The organism is Curtobacterium sp. L1-20 (genome assembly GCF_048755855.1).
Taxonomy (GTDB): domain Bacteria; phylum Actinomycetota; class Actinomycetes; order Actinomycetales; family Microbacteriaceae; genus Curtobacterium.
The window spans coordinates 2,777,157-2,791,614 of the sequence record NZ_CP151473.1; the positions used below are offsets into that span (position 1 = coordinate 2,777,157).

The 14,458-nt window shown below is 71.0% G+C and carries 12 protein-coding genes; 3 read left to right on the plus strand and 9 right to left on the minus strand.

Annotation, left to right across the window (positions count from 1 at the left end; translation table 11 throughout):
- Positions 1-18 precede the first annotated feature (18 nt).
- The 6 genes from AAEP86_RS14535 to aroA all read right to left on the minus strand — a co-directional run bounded on the left by AAEP86_RS14535 (position 19) and on the right by aroA (position 8,287).
- Entirely contained in the window at positions 19-255 is a 237-nt protein-coding gene (locus AAEP86_RS14535; protein WP_420368019.1) for an RNA-binding protein, read from the minus strand.
- A 4-nt stretch (positions 256-259) separates the two neighbouring features.
- On the minus strand, positions 260-670 hold the full coding sequence (rpsP, locus tag AAEP86_RS14540; RefSeq protein ID WP_420368020.1) for a 30S ribosomal protein S16: 411 nt from the start codon (positions 668-670) through the stop codon (positions 260-262).
- Positions 671-834: 164 nt separating this feature from the next.
- Positions 835-3,006, minus strand: coding sequence for an FAD-dependent oxidoreductase (locus tag AAEP86_RS14545; protein WP_420368021.1), 2,172 nt, complete (start codon positions 3,004-3,006; stop codon positions 835-837).
- A 4-nt stretch (positions 3,007-3,010) separates the two neighbouring features.
- Positions 3,011-3,883, minus strand: a complete 873-nt coding sequence (locus tag AAEP86_RS14550) for an SDR family oxidoreductase (RefSeq protein WP_420368022.1) — start codon at positions 3,881-3,883, stop codon at positions 3,011-3,013.
- An 82-nt stretch (positions 3,884-3,965) separates the two neighbouring features.
- Entirely contained in the window at positions 3,966-5,135 is a 1,170-nt protein-coding gene (locus tag AAEP86_RS14555; protein ID WP_420368023.1) for an acyl-CoA dehydrogenase family protein, read from the minus strand.
- Positions 5,132-8,287: a 3-phosphoshikimate 1-carboxyvinyltransferase gene (gene aroA, locus AAEP86_RS14560; protein WP_420368024.1), complete on the minus strand. Its 3,156-nt coding sequence runs from the start codon at positions 8,285-8,287 to the stop codon at positions 5,132-5,134. Before aroA ends, AAEP86_RS14555 begins: the two co-directional genes overlap by 4 nt.
- 176 nt (positions 8,288-8,463) lie before the next feature.
- On the opposite strand from aroA, the gene AAEP86_RS14565 reads away from it, so the two are divergent.
- On the plus strand, positions 8,464-9,594 hold the full coding sequence (locus tag AAEP86_RS14565) for a glutamate--cysteine ligase (RefSeq protein WP_420368025.1): 1,131 nt from the start codon (positions 8,464-8,466) through the stop codon (positions 9,592-9,594).
- Positions 9,595-9,663: 69 nt separating this feature from the next.
- On the opposite strand, the gene ffh is transcribed toward AAEP86_RS14565, so the two are convergent.
- Positions 9,664-11,220, minus strand: a complete 1,557-nt coding sequence (gene ffh, locus AAEP86_RS14570) for a signal recognition particle protein (RefSeq protein WP_420368026.1) — start codon at positions 11,218-11,220, stop codon at positions 9,664-9,666.
- Between the two features lie 130 nt (positions 11,221-11,350).
- Here ffh and lipB point away from each other — a divergent pair, with 130 nt between their 5' ends.
- Both lipB and lipA read left to right on the plus strand, forming a co-directional pair.
- Positions 11,351-12,034 carry a lipoyl(octanoyl) transferase LipB gene (gene lipB, locus AAEP86_RS14575; protein ID WP_420368027.1) on the plus strand — a complete coding sequence of 228 codons (684 nt, stop codon included), beginning with the start codon at positions 11,351-11,353 and terminating at the stop codon, positions 12,032-12,034.
- Positions 12,031-13,014: a lipoyl synthase gene (gene lipA / locus AAEP86_RS14580; RefSeq protein ID WP_420368028.1), complete on the plus strand. Its 984-nt coding sequence runs from the start codon at positions 12,031-12,033 to the stop codon at positions 13,012-13,014. Before lipB ends, lipA begins: the two co-directional genes overlap by 4 nt.
- Positions 13,015-13,174: 160 nt before the next feature.
- Here the strand turns inward: lipA and AAEP86_RS14585 are convergent, their stop codons facing one another.
- Entirely contained in the window at positions 13,175-13,333 is a 159-nt protein-coding gene (locus AAEP86_RS14585) for a DUF4175 domain-containing protein (protein WP_137767577.1), read from the minus strand.
- Positions 13,334-13,430: 97 nt separating this feature from the next.
- Complete coding sequence (gene ftsY, locus AAEP86_RS14590; RefSeq protein ID WP_420368029.1) at positions 13,431-14,300, minus strand: signal recognition particle-docking protein FtsY; 870 nt, start codon at positions 14,298-14,300, stop codon at positions 13,431-13,433.
- Between the last annotated feature and the right edge of the window lie 158 nt (positions 14,301-14,458).

Here is a 14,458-nt window from a genome sequence, read left to right on the forward strand (position 1 = left end):
CGGAGCTGGGTCGTCTCCCTAGGAATCGGTGTCGACCACGTCGACACGCACCCGCTTGCCGTCGGCGAGAGCCGAGACGAGGGTGCGCAGCGCCTTTGCGGTCCGTCCGGCGCGACCGATCACGCGGCCGAGGTCCTCGGGGTGCACACGCACCTCGAGGACCTCGCCCCGCGCGGAGGTGGAACTGGCGACGCGCACGTCGTCAGGGTGATCGACGATCCCCTTGACGAGGTGCGTCAGCGCGGAAGCGAGCAAGGAATTACGCCTCGGTCGTCTCTGCGGTCTCGTCGGTCGACTCCGGCGCGGCCGGGGCCTTCTTCTCCGACTTCGGCTTCAGGACGGCCTTCTTCGACGAGTCGACGACGAAGGCTTCCTTCGGCTGCTTGACCTGGACCTTGGACTCGGTGTCCTTCTCGCCCTTGAACTTGGCCCAGTCGCCGGTGAGCTTGAGGAGCGCCGCGACCTGCTCGGTCGGCTGCGCGCCGACGCCGAGCCAGTACTGCGCACGGTCGGACTTGACCTCGATGAACGAGGGCTCCTCGGTCGGGTGGTACTTGCCGATCTCCTCGATCACACGACCGTCGCGCTTGGTGCGCGAGTCGGCGACGACGATGCGGTAGTACGGCGCACGGATCTTGCCGAGGCGCTTGAGACGGATCTTGACAGCCACAATTACTCCTGTTGCGTGATGTTGTGGTTGAACCGGAACCGCGGGCGTGGGGGCACACACGGTGAAAGCTCGGAATGAGTCGCGCACAGCTGGATAGAGGGTCGAGCAGGCGCGATTCGACCGTTCATTCTTACAGATTCCCGGCCGGGATGCGAGCCGACGCGCTACGGGGCGAGTCGGCGGACGGCTTCGAGGGCCTCGGACGTCGCGCGGACCGCGTCCACGCTGCGCGCGTCGCGGGCACCGCCGACGACGGCGAAGGGCACGCCGGCGTCCTGGAGGCCCGGGACGAGTCCGTCGGTCGGCCGTCCGTCCGCCTCGTCGCCGGTCCACGGTGTCGCATCGTGGCCGTCGGAGAGCGCTCGTTCCTGCCCGGCGCAGACGACGACGTGGTCCGCGGGTACCGCCTGCTCCTCGCCGTGTTCGTCGCGGATCCAGAGCACACCGGGTTCGATGCGCAGGTACTCCTGCACGCCACCGACCATGTGCACGCCCGCGTCCCGCAGCCGTCCGATCGCGACCCACCTGGAGGTGATCCCGATCCCCTGGCCGAACTTGCCCGACCGCCGGAGGACCGTCACGTCGTGCCCGGGTCGCAGGGTGCGGGCGGCCGCCGGCAGCCGCTGCGGCACGTCACCCACGACGGCGTCCGACACCTCGAGGTCCCAGCGGGCGCCGAACTCGGCGGCACGGCGTTCCTCGTCGGGCGACTCCACCAGGAACGCCGCGGTGTCGACGCCGATGCCGCCGCCACCGATGATCGCGACGGTCCCCTCGGGCACGCCCTCTCGGAGCGCCTGCTCGTACGACCGGACGTGCGGAAGATCGGCGCCGGGGACGTCCACCGCACGGGGTACCACCCCGGCGGCCACCACGACGGCGTCGCTGTCGGCCAGGTCCGCGGCGGTCGCACGACGACCGAGGTGGATCGTCGCACCGCGCTGGTCGAGTTCGGCGCGTGCGGCCCGGACCGTCGCGGCGTAGTCCTCCTTGCCCGGCACCAGCGCGGCGAGGTCGAACTGCCCGCCCAGGCGGCCGGTCGCCTCCCACACCGTCACGGTGTGCCCGCGACGGGCCGCGTCGACCGCGGCGGCGAGGCCGGCCGGGCCGCCGCCGACGACGTCGACACGCTTCGGCTCGGTCGTCGGACGCGCGGGGAACGCGATCTCGCGCCCGGCCCTGGGGTTCACGAGGCACGACACCGGCTGCCCGACGATGGAGCGGTCGAGACAGGCCTGGTTGCAGCCGATGCACGTGTTGACGAGGTCGAACCGCCCGGCGACCGACCGCGAGACGAGTGCGGGGTCGGCGAGGAACGGCCGGGCGAGGGCGACGGCGTCCAGCAGGCCGTCCTGCAGCACCGCCTCACCGTCGCGGAGGTCCGTCATCCGGTTCGACGCGATGACCCGGACGTCCGGGTGGGCCGAGGCCCGGACGACACGGGCGATGCGCGCCGCGTAGGCCAGCCACGCGCCGTGCGGCACGGCGGCCTGCACCGTCGGCGTGCGCGACTCGTGCCAGCCGATGCCGACCGAGATCCCGTCGAGACCGAGCGGCAGCAGGTCGTGCACCAGGGCGTCGACGTCGTCGTCGGTCGACGACCCGGGCATGAGGTCGGCCCCGGAGAGCCGGATCGTCACGGCGAGCTCGGGGACGGCGGCACGGACGGCCCGGACGACGGCCACGGTGAACCGGCGCCGCCGCTCCGGCGATCCGCCCCACTCGTCGTCGCGCAGGTTCGTCAACGGCGACTGGAACTGGTTGATGAGGTAGCCCTCGGACGCCATGATCTCGACGCCGTCGAAGCCGATCGCACGCGCGGAGCGGGCCGCCTCCGCGAAGTCCTCGATCGTCCGCTCGACCTCGTCGGCCGTCATCGCGGTCGGTACGACGCCCCTGGCCGCAGCCCACGGCAGGGCCGACGGCGCGACGACGCGCTGGGGTCGTCCGTCCCGGTCAACGAGCCCCGCGGCGAGCGCGTACCGCCCGGCGTGGAACAGCTGCGCGAGGATCGTCGACCCCTCGTCGTGCACGGCCTGCACGGCTGCGCGGAACCGCTCGTCCGCTCCCCCGACCCCGAACACGGCGAAGTCGGGGCCGCCCCGGGCCTCGTCGTTCACCGCGATGCCGCCGGTGATGATGCAGGCGGCTCCCCCGGCCGCGCGCTCGCGGTAGAACGCCGCCATGCCCGCCCCGCCGTCGTCGTGCACCTCGAGCCCCGTGTGCATCGACCCCATGACCACACGGTTCGGCAGGTGCAGGGGGCCGAGCGTCCACGGCGAGGCGACGGTCCGGAGGGACCCGGGCACGACGGGGGCGGTGGCGACGCTGCTCATGGGCCTATTCTGCGGCGTCGGCTGCGTCCTGCGCGACCGAGGCGTCGGTCACCGAGCCGTCCGCGGGCAGGACGGCGTCCCGCAGCGGCGACGTCGTGTCGGCCCAGTACGGCGGCGCGATGACGGTCAGGCCGCCGTCGACCGACAGGGTCTGGCCGGTGATGTAGGACGCCTTGTCGGAGAGCAGGAAGTCGACCGCGTCCGCCATGTCGTCGGCCGTGCCCGGTCGCTGCAGCGGGAGCTTCTCGATGACGGTGTGCATCGGCGCCTGTCCGGCGACCTTCGAGTAGAAGTACTCGAGCGAGTCGGTGTCGATCAGTCCGCCGTTGACCGCGTTCACGGTGATCTGGCGCGGACCGAACTCGACCGCCATGTACTTCGTGTAGGCCTCGCTCATGGCCTTCGCTGCACCGAGTGCGGCGTAGGTCGGGAATGCGCGGAGCGACCCGTACGAGGTCACGACGACGATCCGGCCGCCGTTGTCCATCAGCTCGGCGGCACGCTGCGCACCGAGCACGAACGAGCGGGCGTTCGTGGCGTAGCTGCGGTCCAGGTGGTGCAGCTTGAGCTCCTTGACGGGCTTGAACGCACTGGCGGCGGCGTTGGCGACGAAGTAGTCGAGCCGTCCGTAGGTGTCGCGGACCAGGTCGAACAGCGCGTCGATCGACTCCGGCTGCTCGATGTCCACCTGCGCGGTGATCCCGTCGCCGCCGGCCGCCTTGACGTCGGCGAGCGACTCCTCGGCCAGGTCGGCGTTGCCCTTGTAGGTCACGACGACGGTGACGCCGCGCTGGCCGAGCTTCTGCGCGAGCAGGCGGCCGATGCCGCGCGAGGCGCCCGTGATGAGGGCGATGGGAGCGTTGGTGGGGTCGGTCACTGCGGTCCTTTGCGTGCGTGGTGGCGGACGGGAGGCGCGGTGCGGGCCCGCGCCGCGCCTCCTGGCCGGTGGTGGGTGACGGCTAGAAGCCGGCCTGGCCGGTCACGACGGCGCGGCCGACGACCAGCTTCTGGATCTCGTTCGTGCCCTCCTCGAAGCGCTGGGCACGCGCGTCGCGGTAGACGCGCTCGATCGCGTTGCGCTTCCAGTAGCCCTGGCCGCCGTGCACCTGCAGGGCCTTGTCGGTGACGCGGGCGAGCATGTCGACGGCGACCATCTTCGAGGCGCTGGAGAGCGTGCCGGCGTCCGGGCGGCCCTCCTCGTAGGCGCGGGCGGCCTCGAGCACGAGTGCCCGTGCGGCCGCGATGTCCGCGTAGTTCTCGGCGATGTAGAACTGGATCGCCTGCCGGCTGGAGAGCTTCTTACCGAACGTCTCGCGTTCGTTCGCGTAGGCGACGGCGAGCTCGTTCGCCCGCTCGGCGAGGCCCACCGCGCTCATCGCGACGGACACGCGGCTCGGCAGCAGGAAGCCGCCGAGGGCGACCTCGAGGCCCTGGCCCTCCTCGCCCAGGCGGGCGGAGGCCGGGATCGGCGTCTCGGTGAAGCGCAGGATCGCGTGGTCGGTGCCGCGGATGCCCATCGTGTCCGAGTCGTCGATGACCTCGGCGCCGGGCAGCCCCGAGTTCGGCATGAGGAACGCGACGGTGCCGTCCTGGCCGGAGGTGCCCTCGAGGCGTGCGGCGATGAGCCAGTAGTCGGCCTTCACCCCGAACGTGATGAGGTGCTTCTCCCCGTTCATCACGTACGTGTCGCCCTCACGGCGGACCGTCGTGCGGATGTCCGCGCCGGTGCCGGCGGTGGCCTCGGTGAGGGTGAAGGCGACGAGCTTCTCGCCCGCGACGCTCGGCTTCACGACCTGCTCGATCTGCTCCGGCGTCGCGTAGGGCTGCATCGCGCGCCAGGTGCCGTTGATCACGTGGACGAGCATCCGGATGGACGCGTGCGAGCGGGAGACGACCTCCATGATCTCGAGGTAGCGCGAGAACGGGATGCCCCGGCCGCCGAGCTCGGGCGGCGCGGCCAGGCTGAGCCAGCCCTTGTCCTTGAGCTCCTGGAAGAGCTCGGGCGCCACCTGACCGGTGCGCTCGATCTCCTCCGCCCACTCCTCGCCCCGGCCGCGGACCCACTCGGTCACCTCGGCCTTGAGCTGCTGGAAGGTCGTCGCCGTCTCCGGCTCCGTGACGATCGTCATTGCTGGTTCTCCTTCGTCGCGACGAGCGCGGCAGCCTGCTCGCGCAGGACGTTCTTCTGGACCTTGCCGACCGCGTTGCGGGGCAGTTCGTCGATGTACTCGAGCCGTTCCGGCCAGTAGTACTTGCTCACGCCCGCCTTGTCGAGCGCCTGCTGCATCCCGGCGAAGTCGAGCCGCTCCCCGCCCGCCGCGGGGACGACGAACGCGCACGCGCGCTCCCCGAGCCGGGCGTCCGGCATCGCGACGATCGCGACGTCGGTGACGAGCGGGTGCTGGTACAGCAGGTTCTCGATCTCGACGACCGGGATCTTCTCGCCACCGCGGTTGATGACGTCCTTGATGCGACCCGTGATCGACAGGAAGCCCTTGTCGGACACCTTCGCCAGGTCACCCGTCCGGTACCAGCCGTCCTCGGTGAAGACGTCGTCGGTCAGGTCCGGGCGGTCGAGGTAGCCGTCGAACATCGTCGGCGAGAACAGCTCGAAGTTGCCCTCGGTGTCGGCGGGGAGCTCGTGGCCCTCGTCGTCGACGATGCGGATCGCGATGCCCGGCAGAGCGCGACCGTCGTGGCCGTACGCGTCGGCGGGGTCGTCCGACGGGCTGGAGAGCGCGCCGAGGCAGGTCTCGCTCGTGCCGAACGCACCGAGGATCGCGCTGCCGAGGACGGTGCTCGCCCGCTGTGCCAGCGCGCGGGGCACCGCGGCGCCGGTCGGCACGAAGATGCGCAGGCTGTCCGGAGCCGGGGCACCTGCCTCGACCAGGTCGACGAGGTCGGTGAGGAACGGCGTCGCGCACTGCACGAAGGTCGCCCCCGCGGCGCCGAACGCCTGCTCGAGCGCGACGGTGCCGTCCCAGACCGGCTGGATCACCTGCGGCGCACCGAGGCGGAACGCCAGCAGCATGCCGTACAGGAACCCGGTCTGGTGGGCGAGCGGCGACGGGACGTAGATCCGGTCGGCACTCGTCAGGCCGGACTGCGCCACGTGCATCGCCGTCGCGAGTCCGAGGGTGCGGTGCGGGTGCTGCACGCCCTTCGGCTCCCCGGTGGTGCCGGAGGTGAAGAGCAGCTGGCAGACGTCGTCCGGTCCCGGCGCGTGCGAGGCGATCTGGTCGAGGTCCACCTGGACCGACTCGAGCGCCGTGTCGAAGTACCGCCAGTTCCACTCGCTCGCGGCCACGCGGTCCATCGCGTCGGACGGGAGCGGCGGCTGGTTCGTCGGGGTGTCGCCCTGGCCACGGGCCTCGGAGCGGAGCACGATCACGTGCTCGACCGACAGCCGGCGCTTCTGGGCCCTCGCCTCGTCGATGACGTCGAGCAGCTCGAGGGCCGGGCGGCGCTTCCGGAACAGGTTCGGCAGGAACACGACCCGGGCACGGGACCGCGCGAGCGTCATGGTGGTCTCACGCGGGCCGAACACCGGCATGATCGGCGTCGCGACGGCGCCGATCTGGATCGCCCCGAGGGTGATCGAGACGAACTCGCGCCAGTTGGGCAGCTGCATCGCGACGGACTCGCCGGTGCGGACGCCGAGCTCGAGCAGCAGGGCGGACACCTTGTCCGCCTCGTCCTGCAGCTCGCGCCAGGTGGTGTTCACCGGCTCCGGGCCGCCGACCTCGACGACCGCGAGGCCGTCGGGGTCGGTCTGCGACAGCGCTCGGACCTTCTCGCTGAGGACCAGCGGGTCGGCGTCGACGCCGGTGAGCGCGGGCAGAGCGTCCCCGGACGGCTGCTCCTCGCCGAGGTCGGTCCGCTCGGCAGCAGCCTCGGCAGCGTCGATCCGGTCGTCGCGGGCGACCTGGGCGGCGAGGGCGTCGCCGACCTCCATGTCGAGGCCGACCGAGTTCATCGCCTCGAGGAAGGTCGGGTACGAGATGCGGTACGCCCGCGGGTAGGTCAGCGCGGACACGCCCTCGGCGCGTGACGCGGCGACGGCGAGCGACATGAGGACGCGGTGGTCGTTGAAGGACGACAGGGGCGAGCCGTGCAGCTCCTCCGGCCGGACACCCGTCACCCGGAGCTCGTCGGCGCCCTGCTCGGCGCGACCGCCCAGCCGGTTGAGCTGGAGCATGGCCGCGACGCGGTCGGACTCCTTGAGCCGGATGTGCGCGACGTTCCAGAGCCGGGTCGTGCCCTCGGCGAAGGTCGCCATCGTGGACAGCACCGGCAGGAGGTCCGGGATCGGCCGGCAGTCGATGTCGAGGGGGCGCAGGGGCGAGCCGTCGTGCTCGATCCGCACGAAGCCGGTCTCCTCGTCGATGCGCATCGGCACGCCCATCGCCGTGGCGAGGTCGAGGAACTCGCTCTCCGGGTGGTCCGTCTCGGCGGTGGTGAACGTCGTCATGCCACGGAGGAGCAGGTTCGACTCACGGATGCCGGCCGCGGCGATGCCGAACGCGGCCGAGCCGATGTCCGGTGGGATGACGTAGTCGTGCGGCGTGGCCTGCTGGCCCGCGGGGATCCGGTACTCGAGCCAGTCGTCGGAGACCTCGACCGTCAGGCCGAACTGCCGCATCATGCGGACCGTGAGCTCGACGTAGGGCTGCTCGTTGAGCCGACCGCCGGTGACGTGGATCCGCGTCTCCTGCTCGGCGAACGGCGCGAGCAGGAGGAGACCGGAGATCCACTGCGAGAGCGTCCCGGCGATCTCCACGTCGCCGCCGCGGGGGCGCCTGGGCTGGACCGTGACCGGCGGGCAGTCGTTCGTCGCCTCGAGCTCGACGCCCATCTGCGTCAGCGAGGTGAGGAGCGCCTTGATCGGTCGGCGCTGGAAGTACTTCATCCCGGAGAGCGTCATCGGCCGGTCGGCGAGCGACGCGAGACCGGTCATGAAGTAGAGCGTCGTGCCGGAGGACCCCATGTTGAGGACGCCGTCGGCGCCCCGCGAGCCGTGGTCGACCACGTCGGTGGCCTGGTACCGACCGCCGAGGCCCGTGACGTGGTACTCGTTACCGCGCCGCTTGACGTCGACCCCGAGCGCCCGGAGCGTGCCCACGGTCCACTCGACCTGGCGGGTCGCACTGACGCCGGAGACGATGCTCGTCCCCTTCGCCAGGGACGCCAGGACCAGCGCACGGTGGGCGTGGTACTTGGAGACCGGGACGTCGAGTTCCCCGACGAGTGGTGCGGTCGTCCCGCGCACGACCAACTGCATGCGTACCTCATTCCCTGTTCGGCACATCCGCGGATGCCCTGTTCGGCAAGACCACGGATTCCCTGTTCGGCACATCCACGGTACGCCCGGTGTGGATCACCTGTGAATCGGATCGGCACGATCCGGAACGGCGTTCGTTGTGCGTGTCCGACAACGTTCCGGGCAGGATGTACAGCATGGACATCCGCTTCACCGACTCCCGCCCGTCGACCATCGGCGTGGAGTGGGAGCTCCCGCTGGTCGACCGCGCGACCGGTGACCTCACCCCGCGGGCACCTGCCGTGATCGCCGCCGTGCACGAGCGCCTGGGCGACCACGACAAGGTCACTGAAGAGCTCCTGACCAACACGGTCGAGGTGGTCACCGGCGTGCACGAGCGGGTCGGCGGTGCCACGGCGGAGCTGTCCGAGACGATCGGCGAGGTCATCGACGCCGCCGCTCCGCTCGACGCCGAGGTCATGTGCTCCGGCACGCACCCGTTCGCGCAGTGGGACCAGCAGGAGATCACGCCGGACAGCGAGCACTACACGACGCTCATCGACCGGACGCGGTGGTGGGGGCGGCAGATGCTCATCTGGGGCGTCCACGTGCACGTCGGCATCGACGACCGCGACAAGGCGATCCCGATCATGAACGCGATGCTCGCGTACGTGCCGCACCTGCAGGCGTTCACCGCGTCGAGTCCGTTCTGGGGTGGGACCGACACCGGGTACGCCTCGAACCGGGCCCTCATGTTCCAGCAGCTCCCCACCGGCGGCCTGCCACCGCAGCTCGGCGCGTGGGCGAACTTCGAGGAGGTCGTCGACGACCTCACGCGCACCGGTGTCATCGACGACTACAAGGACCTGCGCTGGGACATCCGCCCGTCGGCCGGCTGGGGCACGCTCGAGAACCGCGTCTCGGACGGCATCTCGACCCTGCACGAGGTCGGTGCCGTCACCGCGCTCGTGCAGTGCCTCGTCACCGCGTGCTCCGACCGTCTCGACGCCGGCGAGACGCTGCCGACCATGCAGCCCTGGTTCATCCGCGAGAACAAGTGGCGCGCCGCCCGCTACGGCATGGAGGCGGAGATCATCACGAACGTCGCCGGCGACGAACGGCTCGTGACGGACGAGGTGCACGACCTGGTGCAGCGCCTCGACCCGATCGCCGAACGGCTCGGCTGCCAGGACGAGTTGCACCACCTCGACACGATGATCGAGCGCGGTGCGTCGTACCAGCGGCAGTTGCAGGTCGCGCAGGAGAACGGCGGCGACCTGCGCGCCGTCGTCCGACACCTCGTGACGGAACTCCGCGAGTCGCTCTAGACCCGAGCCCCGACGGACGAGAGGCCCGTGGCGGATCCGCCACGGGCCTCTCTCCTGCTGGTCGTCGCGTCAGCGACCCAGGAACTTCTGCAGGCTGGCCAGCTCTTCCTCGGTGGGTGCCTTGCCACCCTTCGCGCCGCCGCCGAGGCCCAGCCCGGACCCCTTCGGCGCCTGCTGCGGTGCCGCCGCGGCACCGGCCGCGAGGGCCGCACGCTTGGCGGGGTTGCCGACCTTGGACTTCTTCTTGCCGCCGCCCTGCTGCTGCTTCTTGCCGCCGTGCATGCCGGGGATCGGGCCCATGCCGGGCATCTGCGGCACGCCGCCGCGCGCGACGGTCTTCATCATCTTCGCGGCCTGCTCGAACCGGTTCACGAGGGCGTTCACCTCGGTGACGGTCGTGCCGGACCCCTTCGCGATGCGGAGGCGGCGGGAACCGTTGAGGAGCTTGGGGAGTTCACGCTCCTGCTTCGTCATCGACTGGATGATCGCCTCGGTCCGGACGATCTCGCCCTCGTCGAAGTTGTCGAGCGCCTCGCGCATGCCCTTGGCACCCGGGAGCATGCCGAGCATGCCCTTGATCGAACCGGCCTTCCGCAGCTGCTGCATCTGCTGCAGGAAGTCGTTCAGCGTGAAGTTGTCGGTCGCGATTTTGTCCGCGACCTTGCGGGCCTCGTCCTCGTCGAAGGCGCTCTGGGCCTGCTCGATGAGGGACAGGATGTCGCCGAGGTCGAGGATGCGGCTCGCCATGCGGTCCGGGTGGAAGGGCTCGAAGTCGTCGAGGCCCTCACCGGTGGAGGCGAACATGATCGGGCGACCCGTGACGCTGGCGACCGAGAGCGCGGCACCACCGCGGGCGTCACCGTCGAGCTTCGACAGGACGACGCCGGTGAAGTCGACGCCTTCCTGGAAGGCCCGGGCCGTGGTGACGGCGTCCTGACCGATCATCGCGTCGATGACGAACAGGACCTCGTCCGGGTCGACGGCCTTGCGGATGTTCGCGGCCTGCTTCATGAGCTCGGCGTCGACGCCGAGTCGGCCGGCGGTGTCCACGATGACGGTGTCGTACTGCTGGTCAACCGCGGCCTTGACGGCGTTCTTCGCGACCTTCACCGGGTCGCCCACGCCGTTGCCGGGCTCCGGCGCGAAGACGTGCACGCCGGCCTGCTCGCCGACGACCTGGAGCTGCTGCACGGCGTTCGGACGCTGGAGGTCCGCCGCGACGAGCATCGGCGTGTGGCCGTCCTTCTTGAGCCACTTGCCGAGCTTGCCCGCGAGGGTCGTCTTGCCGGCGCCCTGGAGGCCCGCGAGCATGATGACCGTCGGCGGACGCTTCGCGAACTCGAGGCGTCGCTGCTGCCCGCCGAGGATGCCGACGAGTTCCTCGTTGACGATCTGGACGACCTGCTGCGCCGGGTTGAGCGCCTTGTTGACCTCGTCGGAGAGCGCGCGCTCCCGCACCGAGGCGGTGAACGCCTTGACGACCTCGAGCGCGACGTCCGCGTCGAGCAGCGCCCGGCGGATCTCGCGGACGGTGCCGTCGACGTCGGACGGGGTCAGCCGACCCTTGCTCCGCAGGTTGCGGAAGGTCTCGGTCAGCCGATCGGAGAGTGAGCCGAATTGCGCCATGATCCGTCGATTCTACAAGGCCCGTCCGCGGCCGAGCGGACCGGGCGCCGCGGCGCCGTGCGACTCGTCCGATGCCGGGCCGTTCGGACGTTGTTGGACGGAGTACAGAAACGGTCGTACGCTGTCCCGCATGCCGGATCTCGAGATCATCCGACCACCGGGCCTCCTCGACCATGCCACTGGGGTCGTGCTCCAGCAGCAGCTCCGCGCCGACGTCGTCGCCGGGCGCTCGCCCGGCGCACTCGTCCTCTGCGAGCACCCGTCGGTGTACACCGCCGGACGCCGCACCGAACCGTCGGACCTGCCGAGCGACGGCTCCCCCGTGGTCGAGGTCGACCGCGGCGGACGCATCACCTGGCACGGGCCGGGGCAACTCGTCGCGTACCCGGTCGTCCGGCTCGCCGAACCGTTGGACGTCGTGGCGTGGGTGCGCGACCTCGAGCAGGTCCTCCTCGACGCCGCGGCCGCCGTCGGGGTCCGAGCCGAACGGGTCGACGGTCGGAGCGGCGCCTGGGTCCCCGGTCCCGCCGGCACGCCGCACGCGAAGGTCGGTGCGATCGGCCTCCACGTGGCCGAGGGCGTGACCAGCCACGGCATCGCGCTGAACTGCACGAACGCACTGGATGCGTACGCCGCGATCGTCCCCTGCGGCATCGCCGACGCCGGGGTCACCACGCTGAGCGACGCCGCCGGGCGCACCGTGACGGTCGACGAGGTCGCTGGCGTCGTCGCCGACCGGGTCGGGGACGCCGTCCACGGCATGCGCACCGGTGACCGCATCAGCAGCACCACCCGACAGGAGACCCTCGTATGACCCTCGCCCCCGACGGCCGCCGGATGCTCCGCGTCGAGGCCCGGAACGCTGCGACGCCGATCGAGACGAAGCCCGCGTGGATCAAGACCCGCGCCACGCAGGGACCCGAGTTCCGCGAGCTGTCCGGCCTGGTCCGCGACCAGCAGCTGCACACCGTCTGCCAGGAAGCCGGCTGCCCGAACATCTTCGAGTGCTGGGAGGACCGCGAGGCCACGTTCCTCATCGGCGGGTCCCAGTGCACCCGCCGCTGCGACTTCTGCCAGATCGACACCGGCAAGCCCGAGCCCCTCGACCGCGACGAGCCCCGCCGCGTCGCGGACTCGGTCGTGTCGATGGGGCTGAAGTACGCCACCGTCACCGGGGTCGCGCGCGACGACCTCGAGGACGGCGGCTCCTGGCTCTACGCCGAGACCATCCGACAGATCCACCAGCACTCCCCCGGCACCGGCGTCGAGATCCTCGTGCCGGACTTCACCGGACGCCCGGACCAGCTCGGCCAGGTGTTCGACGCCCGGCCCGAGGTCTTCGCCCACAACGTCGAGACCGTCCCGCGGATCTTCAAGCGCATCCGCCCGGCGTTCACGTTCGAGCGGTCCCTCGACGTCATCACCCAGGGCCGCGACGCCGGGCTCGTCACGAAGTCGAACCTCATCCTCGGCATGGGCGAGGAACGGATCGAGATCGAGGACGCCCTGCAGCGCCTGTACGACGCAGGGACCGACATCATCACGCTGACGCAGTACCTCCGGCCGTCGCCCCGGCACCTGCCGGTCGCGCGCTGGGTGGAGCCGGCGGAGTTCGTCGAGCTGCGCGAGGTCGCCGAGCAGATGGGGTTCGCGGGCGTGCTCGCCGGCCCGCTGGTGCGCTCGTCCTACCGCGCCGGACGGCTGTGGGCCCGCGCCACGGTCGCGCGCGGCGGCACGGTGCCGGACCACCTGTCGCACCTGCTGGACGCCGCGCCGGGCCGCCAGGCGGTGTAGAACCGTTGCCCGTTCGACCGACCTCGCAGGCTCGGTCGGCGCTGGCGCCGCGCGCCGCTGGCGCGTCGCAACATGCGGAGCGCGCGCGGGAGGCGCGGTGCCAGCTGGCACCGCGCCTCCCGTCCGTCAGGTGGTCGCGTCGAGACGCGACGGCCGGTCGCTACGCGCGACCGCGGATGCTCCGGAGGAGCCAGCCGATGACCGCCAGCAGGATGAGCACGATGCCCACCCAGAGCAGGAACTTCAGCGCACCGACGAAGATGCCGCTGAAGAGCAGGACGAGGCCGACGATGATCGCGATGATCAGCAGTGCGGGCATGAGGGTCTCCAATCCCTGGAACGAGACCGAGCGGACGCCCGGGCCGAGGGGGACGCTACTCGCCCGGCCGCCGTCGCGTTCGCTGCTGCGGGAGCCCTCAGCCGACCAGGTTCTGCACGAACACGTGCGGCGTGAAGCCCGTGAGGTCGTTGATGCCCTCGCCCTGGCCGATGAGCTTGATCGGGATGCCGGTCTTCTCCTGCACGCTGAGCACGAACCCGGCCTTCGCCGATCCGTCGAGCTTCGTGATCACGAGGCCGGTGACGCCGGCGCCCTCGATGAACGCCTGCGCCTGCGCGAGCCCGTTCTGCCCGGTGGTGGCGTCGAGGACGAGCAGGACCTCGGCGATCTCGGTCTGCTTCTCGACGACGCGCTTGATCTTCGTGAGCTCGTCCATCAGACCGGCTTTGGTGTGCAACCGACCGGCGGTGTCGATGACGACGATCTCGGTGCCCTCGCGGATCGCCTTCTCGACCGTCTGGTACGCGACGGACGCCGGGTCCTGCCCGGGCTGCGCGGGACGGACGACGTCGACGCCGGCACGCTCCGCCCACGTGGCGACCTGCTCGACGGCGGCGGCGCGGAAGGTGTCCGCAGCGCCGACGAGCACCGTGCGGTCGTAGGTCTTGAGGAACTTCGCGAACTTGCCGATGGTGGTGGTCTTGCCGACGCCGTTCACCCCGACGACGAGGACGACGGCCGGGCGCGCGCTGAGCTTCAGCGTGGTGTCGAGCTTCGACAGCCGTTCCTCGAGCACCTCGCGGAGCATCCGCTGCAGGTCGGCGGGGTCGGTCGTGCCGTACCGGTCGACGCGCGCGTGGAGGTCCTCGATGATCTCGTCCGCGATGTCCGGGCCGAAGTCCGCACCGATGAGCGCGGTCTCGAGGTCGTCCCACGTCGTCTCGTCGATCGTCTTGCGCTGGAACAGCCCGCGCAGCCGGGAGGACAGTGACCAGGAACTCGCCATGTTCCCAGCTTAGAGCGCGGCACACGTGCGCTGTGCCCGGTACGCTCGTGATCACGAAGGGGAGTATTCCTCCTCGGCGTCCCCGTCAGTACGGTCCGGAACGATCCGGACCCGGGGCGCCGGTCGTGCCGGCACGTCGTGCCGGTCACGGCGGAAGA

What these genes read in the sequence shown, in the direction of transcription:
- AAEP86_RS14545 (WP_420368021.1), bottom strand. Translation starts at nt 3,006, where the DNA reads ATGAGCAGCGTCGCCACCGCCCCCGTCGTGCCCGGGTCCCTCCGGACC.
- AAEP86_RS14555 (WP_420368023.1), bottom strand. Translation starts at nt 5,135, where the DNA reads ATGACGATCGTCACGGAGCCGGAGACGGCGACGACCTTCCAGCAGCTC.
- aroA (WP_420368024.1), bottom strand. Translation starts at nt 8,287, where the DNA reads ATGCAGTTGGTCGTGCGCGGGACGACCGCACCACTCGTCGGGGAACTC.
- AAEP86_RS14565 (WP_420368025.1), top strand. Translation starts at nt 8,464, where the DNA reads ATGGACATCCGCTTCACCGACTCCCGCCCGTCGACCATCGGCGTGGAG.
- ffh (WP_420368026.1), bottom strand. Translation starts at nt 11,220, where the DNA reads ATGGCGCAATTCGGCTCACTCTCCGATCGGCTGACCGAGACCTTCCGC.
- lipB (WP_420368027.1), top strand. Translation starts at nt 11,351, where the DNA reads ATGCCGGATCTCGAGATCATCCGACCACCGGGCCTCCTCGACCATGCC.
- lipA (WP_420368028.1), top strand. Translation starts at nt 12,031, where the DNA reads ATGACCCTCGCCCCCGACGGCCGCCGGATGCTCCGCGTCGAGGCCCGG.
- AAEP86_RS14585 (WP_137767577.1), bottom strand. Translation starts at nt 13,333, where the DNA reads ATGCCCGCACTGCTGATCATCGCGATCATCGTCGGCCTCGTCCTGCTC.
- ftsY (WP_420368029.1), bottom strand. Translation starts at nt 14,300, where the DNA reads ATGGCGAGTTCCTGGTCACTGTCCTCCCGGCTGCGCGGGCTGTTCCAG.